This is a genomic window from Sulfitobacter sp. PS-8MA (genome assembly GCF_040933935.1).
GTDB lineage: Bacteria > Pseudomonadota > Alphaproteobacteria > Rhodobacterales > Rhodobacteraceae > Sulfitobacter.
In genome coordinates, this window is record NZ_JBFQYJ010000006.1 from 1180351 (window position 1) to 1199198 (window position 18848).

Consider the following 18848-nt stretch of genomic DNA (forward strand, 5'->3'; position numbering starts at 1 on the left):
CGCGCCGCGACCGCTGCGCAATGCAGGGTTGGCGCTAACGGCGGTGTGGTTACTTGCGAAAGGAGTCGAGCGAGACGATCTCGGCGTCCTTGGCAGGCTCTTCGGCCACTTCCAGATCCTCTTGCTCGGTCTGATCGAGCGGCGCGTCCGCGTCCTCTTCGGCGTCTTCCTCGCTCTCCTGCTGCTCAAAGCGCAGGCCAAACTCGACCGAAGGGTCCACGAAGGTACGGATCGCGTCATAAGGAATATAAAGCGGCTCGGGCGCGTCCCCGAAGTTCAGCGTGATGGCAAAGCCCTCATCGGAGACTTCAAGCCCGTCATACCAATGCTGCATCACCACCGTCATTTCGCCCGGGTAACGGTCAGACAGCCAATCAGCCAGTTCAGCGTCCGGATGCGAGGTGTCGAAGGTGATAAAGAAGTGATGATTCCCCGGCAGCCCGTTGTCAGACACATCCTGCAAGACCTTGCGGATCAGGCCCCGCATAGCTTCGTGCATCAGGTTGCCGTAATCGATGCTGCGGCTCATTCTTCTCTCCGTCCGGGGGTAAGGCTAGAACAGCATAGAACATTCACGGCGGAGTAAAAGGGGGCGCGGCGCTAAATTGCGCCCAAGACAAGGGCAAGCAGCGCCAAAAATGCCATGGTCGTTACGAAACCCAATCTCAGCTTCAGCATGAGTAACGCGGCGACTACGGTCAGGATGGCGGCGGTCAGATTGTAGCTCGCCAGGTCCGGGGCAGGCAGCGACAGAATGGCGCTGTCGTCCACCCGATCAAAGAGCACATGCAGGGCAAACCAGACCGAGAGGTTCGCGATAACGCCGACGACAGCCGCAGTAATGGCGCGCAGCGCGCCAGAGATGCGCGGCTGGGCCGAGAGCGCTTCGAGGTAGGGGCCGGCGAGGAAGATCCAGAGGAAACAGGGGGTGAAAGTGACCCAAAGCGCCAGCAGCCCCGCCGCAATCGCCCCCGTTGGCCCTGTTTCGGCAAAACCTGCCAGCGTGGCGACGAATTGCGTCACGAGGATCAGCGGCCCCGGCGTCGTTTCGGCCAGCCCAAGCGCGTCGATCATCTGGTCGGTGTCGATCCAGCCGAAATCCTGCACCACGGTCTGCGTCATATAGGCCAGCACCGCATAGGCACCGCCAAAGGTGACGACAGCGAGCTTGGAAAAGAACAGCCCCAGATCGAGCAGAAAATCATGGCCCAACAGCGCCACAGCAAGAAGCGGGGCGGCCCATAGCGTGCCCCAGATCAAGACCGTGCGCAGACTATGCGCGCCGGCGGGGGGCGGGGGGCTGTCAGGCTCGGCGGAGCCGGGCAGGCCTGCCGCCATGCCGATTGCGCCGGCGGTGAGGATGATCAGCGGGAAGGGCAGGCCGAGAACGAAAAGCGCAATGAAGGAGGCAAGGGCGAGCGTCCAACCGAGCCCTCCCTGTAACGCCTTGGAGGAGACCTTGAGAAGCGCCTGAAAGACCACGACAATCACCGCCGCCTTGATCCCGAGAAAGGCGGTCTGAACCAAGGGGAGCTGTCCATACCAGGCATAGAGCAGGGCCAGAACCGCGATGAATAGCGCCCCCGGCACGACAAAGAGCAACCCGCCAAGCAGCCCCCCAGCCACCCCGCGCAGGCGCCAGCCGGCATAGGTTGCAAGCTGCATCGCCTCGGGGCCGGGGAGCAGCATGCAAAGCGATAGGGCGCGCAGATAGGTTTGCTCCGTCAGCCAGGGGCGGTGCTCGACCAACTCGCGGTGCATGACCGCGATCTGTGCCGCGGGCCCACCGAAGGACATCAGGCCAATGCGGCCAAAGACGCGGGTCATTTCCGGCCATGAGGGGGGGATCACAGTGGCCGCTCCGCCGGCCCGCGATGGGTATTGCAAGGGCCCGGGTGGGGGCGCACGGGCGCATCAGCAGGTGCCGCAGGGGCGATCCTGCACCGACGGGGTGCAGGGGGGAATTCTATCAGGGCAGACATGGGCATCCTTCGCGTTCGCTTCTGGCGGCGATCCTCGGGCCAAAACCCCCGGGGGGCAATCGCAAAGCCACTGACCTGTGGATAAGCCGCAAATGAAGCTTGGTTAATTCCCACGCCGGGACGGCAAGATATGGAACAGAATGGACCCGCCCGTTTCGGCGCCAATTTCCTGCGATGCCATCCCATCTGAAACCTCGGTTTCCGTTCATTCTTTCCGTGCCCGCTGCCGATTGCGCCGGAACAGGATCAGGAGCCATCGCGAATAATGCAGTTAATTTGCGGCCCAAGACGCCCGCGCAATCCATGCATATTATCAGCAGGTTAATTGAGGCAAAGATAAAATAATAAACCGCCAAAAGCCTGACGAAAAGCGCGCTGATCGGCCCCCACAATTGACAAAAAAGAAAACCTGCGCTTATATAAAGATGGAATCGGATAAGTGCTGCCGCATCTTTATGCGCATGTAAATGCCAAATCTGATTCAGCGCAGGCCCCATCACATGGCTGCGTATCCAGCAAGTATTATAGATTGCTATAAGGTTCGGCTAGTCCGTTCTTAATTGCCGGTTTTTGCTTTTGCAACCGCATCGAGTTCGCTCCGAATTTTTCCTGAAAACCTAAATCCTGAGCAACGGCCGTATGCTGTGCTCTTCATCAATTAATCTCCGGAGATAGTACCATGGAAAGCATGTTCAATACAGATATCGCAGCGACACTCGACACAATGATCGCCGAGGCAATGGAGCAAGACGCTCTGTTCGCGCCTATCAGCTTTATCAATGCTTACAAAGTAGTTGGCGGTGGCAACGAAGGCAACGAGGGTAACGAAGGCAACGAAGGCAACGAAGGCAACGAGGGCAACGAGGGCAACGAAGGTAACGAAGGCAACGAGGGCAACGAGGGCAACGAGGGCAACGAGGGCAACGAAGGCAACGAGGGCAACGAGGGCAACGAAGGCAACGAAGGTAACGAAGGCAACGAAGGCAACGAAGGTAACGAAGGCAACGAGGGCAACGAAGGTAACGAAGGCGACGAATGCGACGAAGGCGACGAAGGCGACGAGGGTAACGAAGGCAACGAAGAGAACGAAGGCAACGAAGGCAACGAAGGCAACGAAGGCAACGAAGGCAACGAAGGCAACGAAGGCAACGAAGGCAACGAGGGCAACGAAGGCAACGAAGGCAACGAAGGCAACGAAGGCAACGAAGGCAACGAAGGCAACGAAGGCAACGAGGGTAACGAAGGCAACGAAGGCAACGAAGGCAACGAAGGCAACGAAGGCAACGAAGGCAACGAAGGCAACGAAGGCAACGAAGGCAACGAGGGCAACGAGGGCAACGAAGGCAACGAAGGCAACGAAGGCAACGAAGGCAACGAAGGCAACGAAGGCAACGAAGGCAACGAAGGCAACGAAGGCAACGAAGGCAACGAAGGCAACGAAGGCAACGAAGGCAACGAGGGTAACGAAGGCAACGAAGGCAACGAAGGCAACGAAGGCAACGAAGGCAACGAAGGCAACGAAGGCAACGAAGGCAACGAAGGCAACGAAGGCAACGAAGGCAACGAGGGTAACGAAGGCAACGAAGGCAACGAAGGCAACGAAGGCAACGAAGGCAACGAAGGCAACGAAGGCAACGAAGGCAACGAAGGCAACGAAGGCAACGAAGGCAACGAAGGCAACGAAGGCAACGAAGGCAACGAAGGTAACGAAGGCAACGAAGGCAACGAACACAACGAAGGCAACGAAGGCAACGAAGGCAACGAAGGCAACGAACACAACGAAGGAAATGAAGGCAACGAAGGCAACGAAGGCAACGAAGGCAACGAAGGTAACGAAGGCAACGAAGGCAACGAACACAACGAAGGCAACGAAGGCAACGAAGGCAACGAAGGAAATGAAGGCAACGAAGGCAACGAAGGCAACGAAGGCAACGAAGGCAACGAAGGCAACGAAGGAAATGAAGGCAACGAAGGGAATGAGGGTAACGAAGGCGACGAATGCGATGAAGGCAATGAAGGCGATGAAGGCGACGAGGGAAATGAAGGCAATGAGGGAGATGAATGCGCCGTATAACCCTCAGTTAGTATTGCACTAAGCTGAATGCATAGTTGGTCGCGCCTTTCGAGGCGCGGCCTTTTTCTTGTTCACCAGGTCAAGTCTCAGAGGTTCAGTTTGGCCGCCAGCTCTTCGATTGATCGAAGGCTTTGAAAGACAGACACCAGCATTTCATCTTCAAGCTTTTGCTCAAACCGCCATGCAAGGCTTTGCGCCAACGGGTAGTTCCATTGATATTGGTATGGCCGATCTGGATCCGCCAATGCGGCGTGTAGCGCGGGGGCATCCTCCACAAAAGTATAATGCGCCCGAGATTCAAATACATTCGCCAGCTTCTGCGAAAGCCGGGGATCGCTCTTTCCGAGTTCCGCGATAAGCCATAATTCGGATTGACTTGCGCAGGTTTCCCTCAGGACCGGCGGCATCGCGCGCTCTTCGCTCGCTACAATCTGCAGAGCATGGCCAAATTCATGCGCGAGCGTCAACAGATCGTTTTGGCATCCTTGCCATGGACAGGAGATATAGGGCAGCCCCCGCCCGTTATCGTGCAGAGTAAAGGCACGGGGGTAACGGTCTCGATCAGGAGAGAAGTTCACCTGCGCCTTGTTAAAGACCGTAAGTACGGCGTCTTCAATCTCCGGCAGTCTGGCGCCAGCTGCTGTGGCGCAAATTTTCCAAACCGCCTCCGCTGAATAGTCTGTCGGGTCAAACCCCCGCTCAACTTCAGTGGCCGCCGATAAATCCGGATGAGACTGAAGGATCGACAGACACAGCGCCGGCGTCAGACCGTTATGCGCTAACCAGTCGGCCATCGTGGCGCCGGTCTTAGCCATCGACGCAAGAACCAGCGGCACAATCAGAACAACCCGCCGGCGGGGCGACCTGCCAGGTCAGCGGCTTGTCGGTCGGGAACAGATGTTTCCGGATATAGGCATACCGATGCGGTATGGTCGCGAGCACATCGTCAGTATCCGCTGGCGGGAAACGTTCTGGAAAATGCATGATGGCAAAGGCGAAAAGCGCGGATTCTGCCAGATCTTCACGGTCGGGGCTGCGCTCCGCATAGCCGGTGAGAAACCTCCCATCAGCCTCTTGCGCCTTAATCCACTCCGGGGCCAGACGGTGCTCTTCGTCCAATGAGGCATGGACCGCCTCATGAAACAGGCTTTCTTCCAAATGGGCATAGCTTTCGCGCTCACTGGCTGTGCCGGCGTAGAAAACCACCTGTCCGCTGCCCGCGTGAAACCCGCGATCACCCTTGTGCAGGCTGAATTTCTCGATGCCCTCCCGCAACACTGTCGGCAGACGGCCCAGCGGTTCGGCAAATCGAAGCGCCTGAGCCTGCGCGACCTCTTGCGACCCAAATTCGGGATTGATGGCGATCTCGATATTCGTGCCATCGGAATAATGCGCCTGAAAAAGATAGGCCGTCACCACGGGCTCCCCATCGACCCGCTTGTCCCAGATTTGCCGCTCACCGCGGCCTGACGCCTTCAGGCAGATAAAGGTCGTGGGATCGCTGCGCGTGATAATGTCGAAAACCGTGCCAACCGTATCATCATAGGGCGGCTCGGCTGTAGCGGTCTGTCCGAATGGAAAAGCGAGAACACCGCTCACCGCGAGGATGCGTGCGAAAGAATTTAAAGTATCCATCAGGTTAGCATACTACAGAATTCTTTCATTTCCAGCTTTTCAATCGCGGCTGGCCGAGGTGACGGCGATGCTACGCCCAAGCCGCCGACTCAACCGCGTTAATCCGCCGGTCGAATCGTCATCCGCCTGTCTCAACCGCCCCCGCATAGAAACGAACTCAAAGATCGCAGAGGCTGCAAAGCGCGAGATAACGCTGAAATTAACCCGTTTCACGCTCTTTTATTGACACATGGAATGGGGCGATTTTGCGGCCGAAATAGGGATTCACCGCAGGCTATCCTAATGAAACTTTTCAATATCTCAAATAATCCAAAAATACCGAAAAAAGTTCTTGGGATAGAATCGCCGTTACAGCATCGAGGGCGGTGCATCAAGCACAAAAAAGTTTACGTCGCGTTAACATCGTGGTAGCTTAATTTATCTGCTTCATTTCAACCACCTATGCAGGTCGCCTGCACTTCGGATTGGCCGAATCCGCTATTTTTAAGCGGCGATCTCATTTTGGCTTCAAGGGGACTAGACAATGGCTTTTGACGACGTCGACGAAATTAAATTCGCCAAGCGCACGTATTTCCCAACCACAATCTTCCAGATTGACGTGCCTGAACCTGAAGAGCTCAACGACAAACTCCGCAAGATGATCTACGCCGAACGAGAGATTGATCGGACCGGAATTACGCGCTCTAATTTCTCTGAACTTGGCGGATGGCATAGCAAAAGTGACCTCCATAGAAGACCTGAGTATGCGGATATCGTGAACCTTTGCGACACGGCGAGCGCCCGCATGTCGGAGGCGATGGGCTATGATCCCAAACAAAAGCTGAAAATCGGCACAATGTGGTCGATTATCAATGCCCCGGGGGCTGCAAACCGGGCGCATGTTCATCCGGGCTGTCTCTGGAGCGGGGTCTATTATATTCAAGCGCCGGAGAATTGCGGCCGTATTGAATTCATCGAACCACGCACGATGCATTTGATGAATCAGCCACGCTACAAACCGAATGCGAAACGGCAACGCGATTATTGGACCAAAGTGCGGTTCATGCCGCAAGCCGGACGCATGCTGATCTTCCCAAGCTGGCTATATCACGGGGTCGATCCGAATATGTCCACGGAAACCGGCGACGCGGCGAACCGGATTATCATTAGCTTTAATCTTAGCCAGGTCAAAGCCTGACAAATCACCACTGCCAAACGGCAAGATAGAGCAACAATAAATTAACGACGGCTGCGAAACCTGTTTCGCACAGAGGGGTGCGTGGGCGTAAGCCCGCGCACTGGGAAGAAGATATCATTATGGCAAACGGCAAGCTAGAAAATTCTGCACGGGCCGCACTGAGAAAAGGCAGTTTTTTGCTTTGGGTCTCATTCGCATTGAGCTTCTTTGTAAATGTGCTTCGTCTCGCAGGTCCGCTTTTCATTGTTCTCATTTACGACCGGGTATTAACCTCGCGCTCACAAGAAACCCTATTCGCGCTGCTGCTTATGGTAACGGCGCTTATTATTACCCTGGGAATGCTGGACTTTGCACGAAAGCGCATTATCGCGCGTTTTGCTGCGCAATTCCAGGAACGGCTGGAACATACGATATTGGGAGCGGCGGAGCAGGGCTCGATGTTTCCGGAGGGGAAATCCAAACCGGCTGTCGGATTGGATGAAGCCGATGTCTTACGCGGCTTTTTCCATTCCGGCGGGTTGATTTCCGTCATGGATTTAATCTGGACACCGATGTTCGTGGCGGTGGTTTTCGTGCTGCATCCCATATTGGGCTATGTCTGTCTCGCCGGGCTTATCGCGATGGTTACGCTCGTTGCCATTCGTCTAGGCTTTGTCGGAGGGCGGCAGGACCGCAATAAAGACTGCTCAAACCGCATTGGCGAGCTCAAGAAAATGGTCATTGCATCCCGCGAAACCGTGCGCGGGCAGGGGATGAGCACCGGCTATAAGGACCGTTGGATGCGGGCGCGCGAAGACAGCCGGGATTCCGCGATTGCCCTGCGGGACTGGGTGGCATGGTTTGACCAACTGTCCTCGACCACATTGTTGGTGACCCGTTATGCCGTCCTGGCGTCCGGCGCCTATCTGGTGTTGGAGGGTAAATTGACGGTGGGTGCCATGGTCGCCTGCGCCTTTCTGGTGACCCGCGTCCTGGTGCCGGTGAACACATTTGCAAGCACCGTACCGGCTATATTCGAGGCGCTCAGCAATTGGCGGCGCCTGAAGAACATCCTCGCGAAATGGGATGTGGCGACATCCGAGCCATTCCTGACAGCCCCGCCCAACAAACGGGTTCGGCTTTCCCTGCGCGGCGTTTCAGTCAAGTCACCGCTGGACGGGACGATGGTCGTGCGGCAGGCCACAATGCAGCTCGCCCCCGGAAGCCTGACCCAGGTTTGCGGCACCTCCGGGCAGGGCAAGTCGGTATTGGCCAAAGCCATCTGCGGGATCGCGCGGACCACCTCGGGGACGATAACCCTTGATGGTGCGAATGTGGCGCGTATGACCGATGCCGAATTGGGGGCCGCGATTGGCTATGTGCCTCAGAACCCCCGGTTTATCGCCGGCACGATCGCCGAGAACATCTCCAGACTGGACCCGGAGATCACGCCCGAGAAAGTCTCCAAGGCGGCGCGAAAGGTTTGCCTGCATGGCTGGATCAGCCAGCTCCCGCAGGGCTATCAGACCGTGCTGGACCCCTGTGCATCGACCCTCTCGCAAGGCCAGCGGCAACAATTGTCCTGGGCGCGGGCGCTTTACCATGAACCCAAGGTGCTGGTTCTCGATGAACCGGATCGGATGCTCTTTGAGCGTCTTCCCGAGACGATGGACAAGCTGATGGATGGGCTGCTGAAACAGGGGACCGTGGTTCTGGCATTGGCGCGCAATTCGCTCAATCTGGAATACGACTACCTTCATTTCAATCTGGCGAACGGTCGGCTCGGCGAGTCGAAGCGGGTGCGTGCGCAGAACTTGAACCGGGCAAAACCGGCCAGCACCAAACCCCCTTCGAAAGTTGCGGTGCTGAGTGAGACAACCGCCCTTGCAGGAAACGCCTGATGGCAAAAGATGGCTCCCATCGCATCACCTGGAGCGCGCGCTACCCGCTTCTGCTGAGCCTCTGCGCGCTTTTGGTGCTGGGCACGCTCACCAGTGCTTGGGCGGTCAATGCCAGAATTTCCGGCGCGGTTATCGGCAAGGGGACGATCAAAGTATCGCAGACGATGACCACCGTGCAGCACCCGGTGGGCGGGGTGGTCGAAGAAATTCGCTACACCAACGGGGATCAGGTGAAAGCGGGCGACATATTGGTCCGGCTGGAAGACAAGGACATGCGCTCGGATCTCTCTGTCGTTGAGGATAACCTGTTTGAAGTGCTCGCCAATATCGCGCGGCTCGAAGCGGTCCTTGATGACCGTCGGGAATTGGCAACACATACGCTGCTGGACGAAGCGGCTCATGAGCGGCCTTCCATCGAGGCTTTGTTGAACCGTCAGCGCCGTCAGCTCGACGCGCATTACGCCTCGCTCGCCGCTGAATCCCGGCTGCTGGATGAGCAGGTGACCCAAGTCCGATCGCAGATCGACGGGCTGGCAGCGCAGATCGCGAGCCGGGAAACCGAGATGTCTTTTATCGTCACGGAGCTAGACCGCCTGAAATCGCTCGCTGATCGTCAATTGCTGAAACAGGACGTGATGTTCAACACCCAGAAAATGCGGGTCACGGTGAGCGGAGAGATTGGCCGGTTGAAGGCCCATGTCGCGGAACTGCGCGGCAAGATCTCTGAGATCAACCTGAAACGTCATACGATCAAGCCCAAGGCGAGCGAATTGGCCGTGGCGGAACTCAGCAAGCTCCGCCCGGAGCGTACGAAACTGCTTGAGCAGCGCGCGACCCTCCTTAACAAATTGTCCCGGCTTGAGATCCGCGCCCCGATTTCCGGCCGGATCCACGACAACCAGCTGCAGGGGGTGCGCTCTGTCGTGGTCGCGGCGAAAACGCTGATGAAGATCGTGCCCGACACCGCGCCGACCTTTGTCGCGGTTCAGATACGCGATACAGATATCGATCAGGTGCATGTGGGCCAAACTGGCACGCTGAAGTTCAAGGCGTTCAGCGGACGAAACACCCCGCTGGTGCTGGGTGAGGTCAAGCAGATCTCGGCGGATGTCTTCACAGACCCCTCGAGCCGAAAGACCTATTACGAGATCATTCTGGTCTTGCCGGAGGAAGAGCTCGCCAAGCTGGATGGGAAGGTTCTGCTGCCCGGGATGCCCGTCGACGCCTTTCTCTCCACAGAGAGCCGAACCCCAATCAATTACGTCCTGCGGCCGCTACTGGTCTATTTTGACCGCGCTTTCCGGGATGTCTAGGCACACCCCGATCTGGCGCGTTGGCTTGGGGCAGGTCGGGGTAGGGGGGTGACCAAGTCCCCTGTTAGGGCGATTGGCATCCAGTTCATCCCCGCAGTCCGCACCACTCCCCGAAAGACCCACCTAAGAGACCTCGAAAATCACGCACGACCCTTGAAACAACAGGGTGTTTGCTGTATATATGGGATGTCCTTCGGGACTATGGACATAAAGGCGCTTGTAATAAGCGGGCCGGACGGGGGTGCGATTCCCCCCAGCTCCACCAATATCCCCTTCATTTGGGGGGAACTGAGGGGCTGAATTAGGGTCGACGGACGTCTAAAGAAGTTGCTTTGTCTCGGTGAGTTACCACCGTTATCGGTACAAAATGTACAATTGCAAATGACAATAGTGCTCCAGTTATGATGGCCGCGTAAGCGGTTTCAATGACTGAAATCTAACTCCTTCGGTTTAGCGACCTAAGGCGGGGTTCGCAGGTACCTGGCAACAGAAACCTGCACTTTCACATCCATGTAAAATTTGTATCGTTTTCGGTTGGTATCGCTCGCATGCTGGAACCGGCTCCCGGAGTCACGCGGCAGAGCGCCTCGGCCAAAATAATTAGCCCAGACGCCAAACTTACTTCGCAGCGCGGGCCTCAAAGACCGCCTTAGCCAGCGCCTGTGTCTCTGCCTCTAGCGCAGTAAGCCCCGCCGTCACCCCATCGCCGTCACCTGCCTCTATCGCATTGGCAATATCTTCGTGCAACGCGATGATGCGGGCGCGGTCGCGGGCGGTGAAGGTGATCATATTCATTAGCGGCTGCATCGCTTCGACCGCCCCGGCAAGCTGATAGCTCAACACCGGATTGCCCGCGCCATCGACCAGCGCGCGGTGAAAGGCCACGTCAGAGGCGCAGAAAGCCTCATCGGTCAGACCGGGCTGGCCTTGACGGTGGATCTCGGCGCGCATCGTGGCAAGGTGGTCGGCACTGCGGCGTGCGGCAGAAAGCGCGCCGCAGGCGCGCTCCAAAGCATAGCGCGCCTCGCAGGCGGTCTCGAAGCTCACCGCATTCATCGACAAAAGCAGGGTCGAGGTGGTGATCTGCTGCGCGTAGGCATCCGGAAAGCTCAACCGATTGACAAACGCCCCGCCCGTGGCCCCGCGCTGCGTCCGGATCAGCGATTGCGCCGCGAGCCGTTTGAGCGCCTCGCGCACCGTGGGGCGGGAGACGTCGAACTGCTCGGCCAGTTCCGCCTCTGACGGCAGGCGCTGGTCGACGATCAGACGACCTTCGACAATGGCATCGCGGATCGCGGCGGCAATTTGAGCCGAGAGGTCGGCGGGGCTTTTCGGATCGATTTTCATATGTCTTACATTTAATGTTTGCGACCATCTTAATTGTCTGACATTAATTTCGCAACAACTTGCAGGGGAGGGCAAGATGGCAGGGATGGTGCGATCCACGATGTGGCTGGGGTTCTTTGCCCTCGTGCTCGGCGCTTGGTGGATGATGTATTCCATGGCCATGCAGATGGACGTCGACCTGCTGGGCCGCCCCGGCGCAATGGGCGAGCGGATGCGCCAGATGGATCCAGGCATGGACATGTATATGCCGATGGCGCGGTTCTGGCCGCTCTTTGCCATGTGGGGTGCGATGATGGCCGCGATGATGGTGCCCACGATGGTGCCGACGCTGCGCGCCTACGAAGACCTTATGGCCTCGGCCAATGGCACGCGGGCCGGGTGGCTTGCGGTGCTTGCGGGGTATTTCGCGGTCTGGCTGGCCTTTGCCGCCGGTGCGGCCGGGGTGCAACTTTTGCTGCTGCACGCGGGGGTGATCGACATGCTGGGCATCGCCAAATCGCGCTGGACCGCGGCGGCGCTGCTGCTCGCCGTGGGCCTCTTCCAATTCACCCGCGCCAAGGAGGTTTGCCACGGTGTTTGCCATTCGCCGATGATGTATTTCCTGGGCCATTGGCGCCCCGGCGCGGTAGGCGGGTTCCGCATGGGGCTGGGGCTCGGCGCCTTCTGCGCGGGCTGCTGTTGGGGCTTCATGCTGCTGGGCTTTGCCGGCGGGGTGATGAACCTTGCCTGGATGGGGCTGGCGACGCTTTTCATGGTGGTCGAGAAACTGCCGCAAATCGGACATTACGTAACAAAACCAATGGGCTTTACCCTGATCCTCGGCGCAGGCGTCGTGGCGGGCTGGCCTATGATAACAGGAGGTTAATATGCCAAACAGAGAGATGACACCGGCCGATTGGGCGATCAAGGGCGAGCTGATCCTGAACTGCTCCTGCGACGTCTTCTGCCCCTGTGTGGTCAGCCTCGGCGCGCATCTGCCAACCGAAGGCCATTGCCACGCATGGATGGGGATCGTCATCGACGAAGGCCATTTCGAGGGCGAGGATCTGGCCGGGCTGAATGTTGGTCTGCTGGTTGATATCCCCGGACGCATGGGCGAGGGTAATTGGAAGGTTGCCGCCTATGTGGATGAGCGCGCCTCCGAAGTCGCCTATGACGGGCTGTTGAAGATTTTCTCCGGTGCCGCAGGCGGCACGACGGGGCTTTTCACCATGCTGGTGAGCGAGATCATGGGCGCCGAACGCGCACCGGTCGAGATCATCCGCGACGGCAATCGCCGGGTTATTAACATTGGCCGCAAGATCAACGGCGAGATCGAAATGCTGGCGGGCGCAGAGCCGGACCAGCCGGTGATGATCAGCAACTCCAAATACTGGATGGGGCCGAATATCGCTGCCGCGCGGGGCGTGAAATCCAAAGTGCGGGACTATGGCCGTGTCTGGGATTTCGGCGGCAAGTCAGCCGAGGTCTGTGCGATTGATTGGCACGGCGCGGCAAAGTGATCCCTTGGGCGCGCAGGAATACTACGCGTTTCCAGTGATTTGCGTCATAAACTTGAAGCAATGGATGAAGCAAAGTTAACAGAGGATTGGGGCGGCCCCATCGGCCCGATCCTCGCCACGCGAGAAGAGGTGCAAGTGACGGACCTGACCTTCATGCCGGAGACCCTGTAATGGCAGAGCTTTCCCCCTCGCGCCGCATCAGACGCACGCCGTTTTCCGAAGGCGTCGAAGCGGCGGGGGTGAAAGCCTATACCGTCTATAACCGCATGTTATTGCCCACGATTTTCGAGAGCACAGAGGCGGATTACCACCACCTGAAATCCGCGGTGCAGGTCTGGGACGTGGCCTGTGAGCGGCAAGTGGAACTGCGCGGGCCGGACGCGGGGCGGTTGATGCAAATGCTGACCCCGCGCGATCTGAGTGCGGTGGAGCCGGGGCAATGTGTCTATGTCCCGATCACCGATGAGACCGGGGGCATGTTAAACGACCCTCTGGCGCTGAAATTACAAGAAGATCACTGGTCCATCTCCATCGCCGACAGTGACTTATTGTTGTGGGTCAAGGGGATAGGCTACGGCTTTCAACTCGATGTTCTGATCGGTGAGCCGGATGTGAACCTTGCCGCGGTGCAGGGGCCGAAGGCCGATGCGCTGATGAAACGCGTCTTTGGCGATGCGGTCGCTGACCTGCGGTTCTTCCGTTTTGGGCGGTTCGATTTTCAGGGGCGCGAGATGGTGATCTCGCGGTCGGGCTATTCCAGACAGGGCGGGTTCGAGATCTATGTCGAGGGCGCCGACCGCGCCATGCCGCTGTGGCATGCTTTGTTTGAGGCGGGCGCGGATCTGGACGTGCGGGCCGGTTGCCCGAACCTAATTGAACGGATCGAGGGGGGGTTGTTGAGCTATGGCAATGACATGACCGCCGACAACACGCCCTATGAATGCGGGCTGGGGGCGCTGTGCAGACCTGAGACCGCAATTGGCTGCATCGGGCGCGACGCGCTGTTGCGGGCGGGCAAAAGCAGGCCGACCCAGCAGATCAGACCATTGGAGATCACCGGGGGCAAAGTGCCGCTTTGCGATCGGGCGTGGCCGCTGCTGGCGGGGGAAGAGCAGGTGGGGCAGGTGACCTCGGCGGTCTGGTCGCCGGATTTCGAGGTTAATGTGGCCATCGGCATGCTGCGGATGACACATTGGGCGCCGGGGACAGAGTTGCAGGTCGAGACGCCAGAGGGGCGGTTCGACGTTTTGGTGCGAGACGGGTTCTGGCTGTAACCGGCTCGGATGAACTTAGGATAGGAGATGAAGAATGGCGTTTAACGCATTGATGGTAAACAAGGATGACGAGGGCAAGACCAAGGCGGAGGTGACCCAGATCAGCGAAGATGATCTGCCCAACGCCGAGGTGACCGTCGCTGTCGAATACTCCACGGTGAACTATAAGGACGGGCTCTGCATCGGGCCGGGCGGCGGTCTCGTGCGGAACTACCCGCATGTGCCGGGGATCGACTTTGCCGGCACGGTGGAGCGGTCCGACGACGACCGTTACAATCCCGGCGACAAGGTTGTGCTGACCGGCTGGCGCGTGGGCGAGGCGCATTGGGGCGGTTATTCGCAAAAGGCGCGGGTGAAGGCGGACTGGCTGGTGCCGCTGCCCGAGGGGTTGGACACGCGGCAGGCGATGGCGGTGGGAACGGCGGGCTTCACCGCGATGCTGGCCGTGATGGCGCTGGAGGATCATGGGATCAAACGGGGTCCGGTGCTGGTGACCGGCGCCGCCGGCGGTGTCGGCTCGGTGGCCACAGCAATCCTTGCCAAGCTCGGCCATGAGGTCGCGGCGGTCACCGGGCGGCCTGAGACGGAGAGCTATCTCAAGGACTTGGGCGCGAGCCGGATCGTGGCGCGGGAAGAGATCAACGAGACGGTCAAACGTCCGCTGGAAGGCGAGACCTGGGGCGGCTGTGTCGATGCCGTGGGCGGCGCGATGTTGGCGCGGGTGCTGGGGCAGATGGAATATGGCGCGAGCGTTGCCGCCGTGGGCCTCGCCGGGGGGGCCGCGCTGCCGGCCACCGTGATCCCCTTCCTGCTGCGGGGCGTGAACCTCTTGGGGATCGACTCGGTCATGCAGCCCTATGACAACCGTCTGCGCGCCTGGGAGCGGATTGCCAAGGATCTGCCGATGGATAAGCTGGAGGCGATGGTGCAACCGGCAACGCTGAGCGATCTGCCGAAGCTCGGGGCCGATATCCTCAACGGGCAGATCAAGGGCCGTGTGGTCGTTGACGTAAACGCCTGATATTGCGGACCGGGCGGGCGGTGTGGTTAATAGGCCCACCGCCCGCAGCGCCTAAAGGAGAGCATGATGGCCCGCTATGACGACAGCAATATTTTCGCCAAGATTCTGCGGGATGAGATCCCGAGCTTCAAGGTCTATGAAGACGAGGAGACCTATTGCTTCATGGACATCATGCCGCGCGCCGAGGGGCATTGCCTTGTGATCCCCAAGACCCCTTGCCGCAACATGCTGGACGCCAGCCCCTCGCAGCTCGCGGCCTGTATGGTGACGGTGCAGAAAGTCTCGCAAGCCTGTTTGCGGGCCTTTGGCGCCGACGGGATCACCTTGCAGCAGTTCAGCGAAGCGGCAGGCGGGCAGGAGGTGTTTCACCTGCATTTCCACATCCTGCCGCGCAAGGAAGGCGACCAGCTGCGCCCGCCCGGCGTGCAGGGCGACATGGACCGCATCCGCGAGCAGGCCGATGCAATCAAGGCCGCGCTTGGCACGGAGTGACCGCGGTCTGACCTTTGCCTGACCCGCGTCTGACCCGCCAATAGGCAAGCCGAATTTCCAAGATTCTCCTAAGGCTTGGCAGCAAATGCTTGCCCCATAGGCTGAACTCTCTATCCTGTTGCCCATGGACCATAAGAACGGATGCCACGCAGCCGCGTGGCGATCCGTCATCATAGAGGGAACAGAAAATGAGCGATGCGGGTACGCAGGGCATCCCCGAACCGGAAGGGAAGGCGGATGTCATCGATACCGATTACGAGATCGGTCAGGATAATATTGAACGGCAGATCGGGCCCTTCGGGCTCGACATTCACAACCCGGTTTTCCTGATTTCAGGGATCGCCGTGGTGGTCTTCGTGTTCTACACGATCGCGCTGCCGGAACAGGCCGGCGAGATCTTCTCGGCCATGTTCAACTTTACCACCAAGAACTTTGACTGGTTCTTGATCGGGGCGGCGGATCTGGTGGTGATCTTCTCGCTGCTGCTGATCGTGACGCCCTATGGCAAGGTGCGCCTGGGCGGCAATGAGGCGCTGCCGGATTACACCTATCTGGGCTGGTTCGCGATGCTTTTCGCCGCGGGCATGGGCATCGGGCTGATGTTTTACGGCGTGTCGGAGCCGCTGACACATTTCTCGACCTCGATGGGAGAGATCACCACTGAAAACAACATGCGGACAGACTGGGCACCGCTCGGCGCGGCCACCGGCGACGAGACCGGATCGCTGCGGCTTGGCATGGCGGCGACCATCTTCCACTGGGGTCTGCACCCCTGGGCGATCTATGCCGTGGTAGCGCTGGCGCTGGCGCTTTTTACCTATAACAAAGGTTTGCCGCTGACGATCCGCTCGGCGTTCTACCCGGTGTTGGGGGAGCGTGTCTGGGGCTGGCCCGGGCATATCATCGATACCATTGCGGTTTTTGCCACGCTCTTTGGTCTGGCGACCTCGCTGGGTCTCGGGGCCACGCAGGCGAACGCCGGTCTGAATGAGCTTTTTGGCGTGCCGATCGGCCAGACCTCCGAGATCGTGCTGATCTCGCTGATCACCGCCGTGGCGCTGGTGTCGGTTCTGCGCGGCCTTGATGGCGGGGTGAAAGTGTTGAGCGAGATCAACATGGGGCTGGCGGCACTGCTGGCGCTGTTCACGCTGATCGTGGGGCCGACCGTGTTCCTGCTGACGTTCTTCTGGAACTCGCTGGTGGCCTATATCGAATACCTGCCCGCGCTCGCCAATCCCTTTGGCCGTGAGGACGTGAACTTCAAGCAAGGCTGGACGGCGTTCTACTGGGCATGGTGGATCAGCTGGTCACCTTTCGTGGGCATGTTCATCGCCCGCGTCAGCCGCGGCCGCACGGTGCGGGAGTTCGTGATCTGCGTGCTGCTGATCCCCTCGATGGTCTGCGTGCTCTGGATGTCGATCTTCGGCGGCACGGCGATCCATCAGGTGCTGAACGACGGCTACACCGGCGCGCAGGATGCGGGTCTGCCGCTGCAGCTGTTCAAGATGCTGGATCAACTGCCGCTGGCCTCGATCACCTCCTTCATCGGCATCGTGCTGGTGGTGGTGTTCTTCGTCACCTCGTCGGATTCGGGGTCGCTGGTCATCGACACGATCACCGCAGGCGGCAAGGTCGACGCACCGGTGCCACAGCGGGTGTTCTGGTGCATCTTTGAAGGGGCCGTGGCGATTGCGCTGTTGATCGGCGGTGGCCTCGCGGCGCTGCAGTCGATGGTCATCTCCACCGGCTTGCTCTTCACGCTGCTCTTGCTCTTCATGTGCTACTGCATCTTCCGCGGGCTACAGGACGAGCGCAACATTCGCTAAGGCGCGTTTCAGTCTGACAAGGGAAACGGCGGCTCATCGGAGCCGCCGTTTTCGTTTCATCACTTGACCTTAGCGGCGGAGCATTGGACCTTCCCGCCATGAATATTGATTCCGAATGGGTCCGCGCCCAGTTTCCCGCCTTCGCCGAGCCGAGCCTGGAGGGGCAGGCGTTTTTCGAGAACGCCGGTGGCTCTTACACCTGCCAGCAGGTCATTGACCGGTTGCAGCGCTTTTACCGCCAACGCAAGGTGCAGCCCTATGGCGCCTATGCGGCAAGTCAGGCCGGCGGGGCCGAGATGGACGAGGCGCGCAGCCGCATGGCGGCGATCCTTGGGGTGGAAAGCGATGAGCTGAGCTTTGGCCCCTCGACCACGCAGAACACCTATGTATTGGCGCAGGCCTTTGGCCAGATGATGCAGCCGGGTGAGGCGATTGTGGTGACCAATCAGGACCATGAGGCGAACTCTGGCCCCTGGCGACGCCTGGCCGAGCGGGGGATCGAGATCCGCGAATGGCAGGTCGATCCGGAAACCGGGCATCTGGATCCTTTGGCGCTCGAAAACCTGCTGGATGAGAAAGTGCGGCTGGTCTGCTTCCCGCATTGCTCCAATGTGGTGGGCGAGATCAACCCGGTGACCGAGATCACGGCACTGGCCCATGCCGCCGGGGCCTTTGTCTGCGTCGACGGCGTGTCCTACGCACCGCATGGTTTCGCCGATGTGGGCGCGCTTGGGCCGGATATTTACCTGTTCTCGGCCTATAAGACCTTTGGCCCGCATCAGGGGCTGATGGTGATCCGCCGCGCGCTGGCAGACCTGCTGCCCAATCAGGCGCATCACTTCAATGGCGATGTGCTTTACAAACGGTTTACGCCCGCCGGGCCGGACCATGCGCAGGTCGCCGCCAGCGCGGGGATGGCGGATTATGTCGATGCCTTCCATGCGCATCACATCGGTGGCGATGCTGGTGCCACGGCGCGGGGGGTGGCGGTGCATGACGCAATGCGCGCGCATGAGACTGCGCTGCTGCAACCGCTGCTCGACGCCATGGCGGCGCGCAATTCGGTGCGGGTGATCGGGCCGACAGATGCGGCTCGGCGTGCACCCACAGTGGCGCTGGCGCTGGACCGGCCGGGGGCCGAGATGGCACAGGCTTTGGCCGCGCGCGGCATCATGGCGGGGGGCGGTGATTTCTACGCGGGCCGGGCCTTGCAGGCGATGAATGTGCCGCAGGACAAGGGCGTGCTGCGGCTCAGCTTCACCCATTACACGACGCAGGATGAGATGGATAAGCTGCTGAACGCGCTGGATGATCTGCTCTAAGCC

The 18848-nt window shown here is 59.4% G+C and carries 16 protein-coding genes and 1 other RNA gene; 12 read left to right on the top strand and 5 right to left on the bottom strand.

Going from position 1 to position 18848, the window contains the following annotated elements:
• Positions 1–49: 49 nt before the first annotated feature.
• Both AB4M76_RS09725 and chrA read right to left on the bottom strand, forming a co-directional pair.
• Positions 50–529, bottom strand: a complete 480-nt coding sequence (locus AB4M76_RS09725) for an SspB family protein (RefSeq protein ID WP_368441629.1) — start codon at positions 527–529, stop codon at positions 50–52.
• A 71-nt stretch (positions 530–600) separates the two neighbouring features.
• Positions 601–1851 carry a chromate efflux transporter gene (gene chrA / locus AB4M76_RS09730; protein ID WP_368441631.1) on the bottom strand — a complete coding sequence of 417 codons (1251 nt, stop codon included), beginning with the start codon at positions 1849–1851 and terminating at the stop codon, positions 601–603.
• Between the two features lie 810 nt (positions 1852–2661).
• Between chrA and AB4M76_RS09735 the strand changes: the two genes are divergently transcribed.
• The gene (locus AB4M76_RS09735; RefSeq protein ID WP_368441632.1) at positions 2662–4056 is read left to right on the top strand and encodes a hypothetical protein; all 1395 of its coding nucleotides are present in this window, start codon (positions 2662–2664) and stop codon (positions 4054–4056) included.
• Between the two features lie 86 nt (positions 4057–4142).
• On the opposite strand, the gene AB4M76_RS09740 is transcribed toward AB4M76_RS09735, so the two are convergent.
• Complete coding sequence (locus tag AB4M76_RS09740) at positions 4143–4850, bottom strand: hypothetical protein (protein WP_368441633.1); 708 nt, start codon at positions 4848–4850, stop codon at positions 4143–4145.
• Positions 4851–4863: 13 nt separating this feature from the next.
• The gene (locus tag AB4M76_RS09745; protein ID WP_368441634.1) at positions 4864–5691 is read right to left on the bottom strand and encodes a hypothetical protein; all 828 of its coding nucleotides are present in this window, start codon (positions 5689–5691) and stop codon (positions 4864–4866) included.
• A 523-nt stretch (positions 5692–6214) separates the two neighbouring features.
• Between AB4M76_RS09745 and AB4M76_RS09750 the strand changes: the two genes are divergently transcribed.
• From AB4M76_RS09750 to ssrA, 4 genes are all read left to right on the top strand, one after another.
• Positions 6215–6868 carry a TIGR02466 family protein gene (locus tag AB4M76_RS09750; RefSeq protein WP_368441636.1) on the top strand — a complete coding sequence of 218 codons (654 nt, stop codon included), beginning with the start codon at positions 6215–6217 and terminating at the stop codon, positions 6866–6868.
• 338 nt (positions 6869–7206) lie between these two features.
• Entirely contained in the window at positions 7207–8748 is a 1542-nt protein-coding gene (locus AB4M76_RS09755) for an ATP-binding cassette domain-containing protein (protein ID WP_368441637.1), read from the top strand.
• Positions 8748–10061 carry an HlyD family type I secretion periplasmic adaptor subunit gene (locus AB4M76_RS09760; protein WP_368441638.1) on the top strand — a complete coding sequence of 438 codons (1314 nt, stop codon included), beginning with the start codon at positions 8748–8750 and terminating at the stop codon, positions 10059–10061. Before AB4M76_RS09755 ends, AB4M76_RS09760 begins: the two co-directional genes overlap by 1 nt.
• A gap of 149 nt (positions 10062–10210) precedes the next feature.
• Positions 10211–10562, top strand: a transfer-messenger RNA (tmRNA) gene (gene ssrA / locus AB4M76_RS09765).
• A gap of 117 nt (positions 10563–10679) precedes the next feature.
• Here the strand turns inward: ssrA and AB4M76_RS09770 are convergent.
• A complete protein-coding gene (locus AB4M76_RS09770; RefSeq protein ID WP_368441639.1) occupies positions 10680–11408 on the bottom strand; it encodes a FadR/GntR family transcriptional regulator in 729 nt (242 codons plus the stop codon).
• A gap of 76 nt (positions 11409–11484) precedes the next feature.
• Between AB4M76_RS09770 and AB4M76_RS09775 the strand changes: the two genes are divergently transcribed.
• From AB4M76_RS09775 to AB4M76_RS09805, 7 genes are all read left to right on the top strand, one after another.
• Positions 11485–12273, top strand: a complete 789-nt coding sequence (locus AB4M76_RS09775) for a DUF2182 domain-containing protein (RefSeq protein WP_368441640.1) — start codon at positions 11485–11487, stop codon at positions 12271–12273.
• A gap of 1 nt (position 12274) precedes the next feature.
• Entirely contained in the window at positions 12275–12910 is a 636-nt protein-coding gene (locus AB4M76_RS09780) for a DUF1326 domain-containing protein (protein WP_368441641.1), read from the top strand.
• A gap of 170 nt (positions 12911–13080) precedes the next feature.
• Complete coding sequence (locus AB4M76_RS09785) at positions 13081–14184, top strand: dimethylsulfoniopropionate demethylase (RefSeq protein WP_368441642.1); 1104 nt, start codon at positions 13081–13083, stop codon at positions 14182–14184.
• A 34-nt stretch (positions 14185–14218) separates the two neighbouring features.
• A complete protein-coding gene (gene acuI / locus AB4M76_RS09790) occupies positions 14219–15205 on the top strand; it encodes an acryloyl-CoA reductase (protein WP_368441643.1) in 987 nt (328 codons plus the stop codon).
• A 66-nt stretch (positions 15206–15271) separates the two neighbouring features.
• Entirely contained in the window at positions 15272–15697 is a 426-nt protein-coding gene (locus AB4M76_RS09795; protein WP_368441644.1) for an HIT family protein, read from the top strand.
• A gap of 188 nt (positions 15698–15885) precedes the next feature.
• Complete coding sequence (locus AB4M76_RS09800; RefSeq protein ID WP_368441645.1) at positions 15886–17523, top strand: BCCT family transporter; 1638 nt, start codon at positions 15886–15888, stop codon at positions 17521–17523.
• 98 nt (positions 17524–17621) lie between these two features.
• The gene (locus tag AB4M76_RS09805) at positions 17622–18845 is read left to right on the top strand and encodes an aminotransferase class V-fold PLP-dependent enzyme (protein ID WP_368441646.1); all 1224 of its coding nucleotides are present in this window, start codon (positions 17622–17624) and stop codon (positions 18843–18845) included.
• Positions 18846–18848 lie beyond the last annotated feature (3 nt).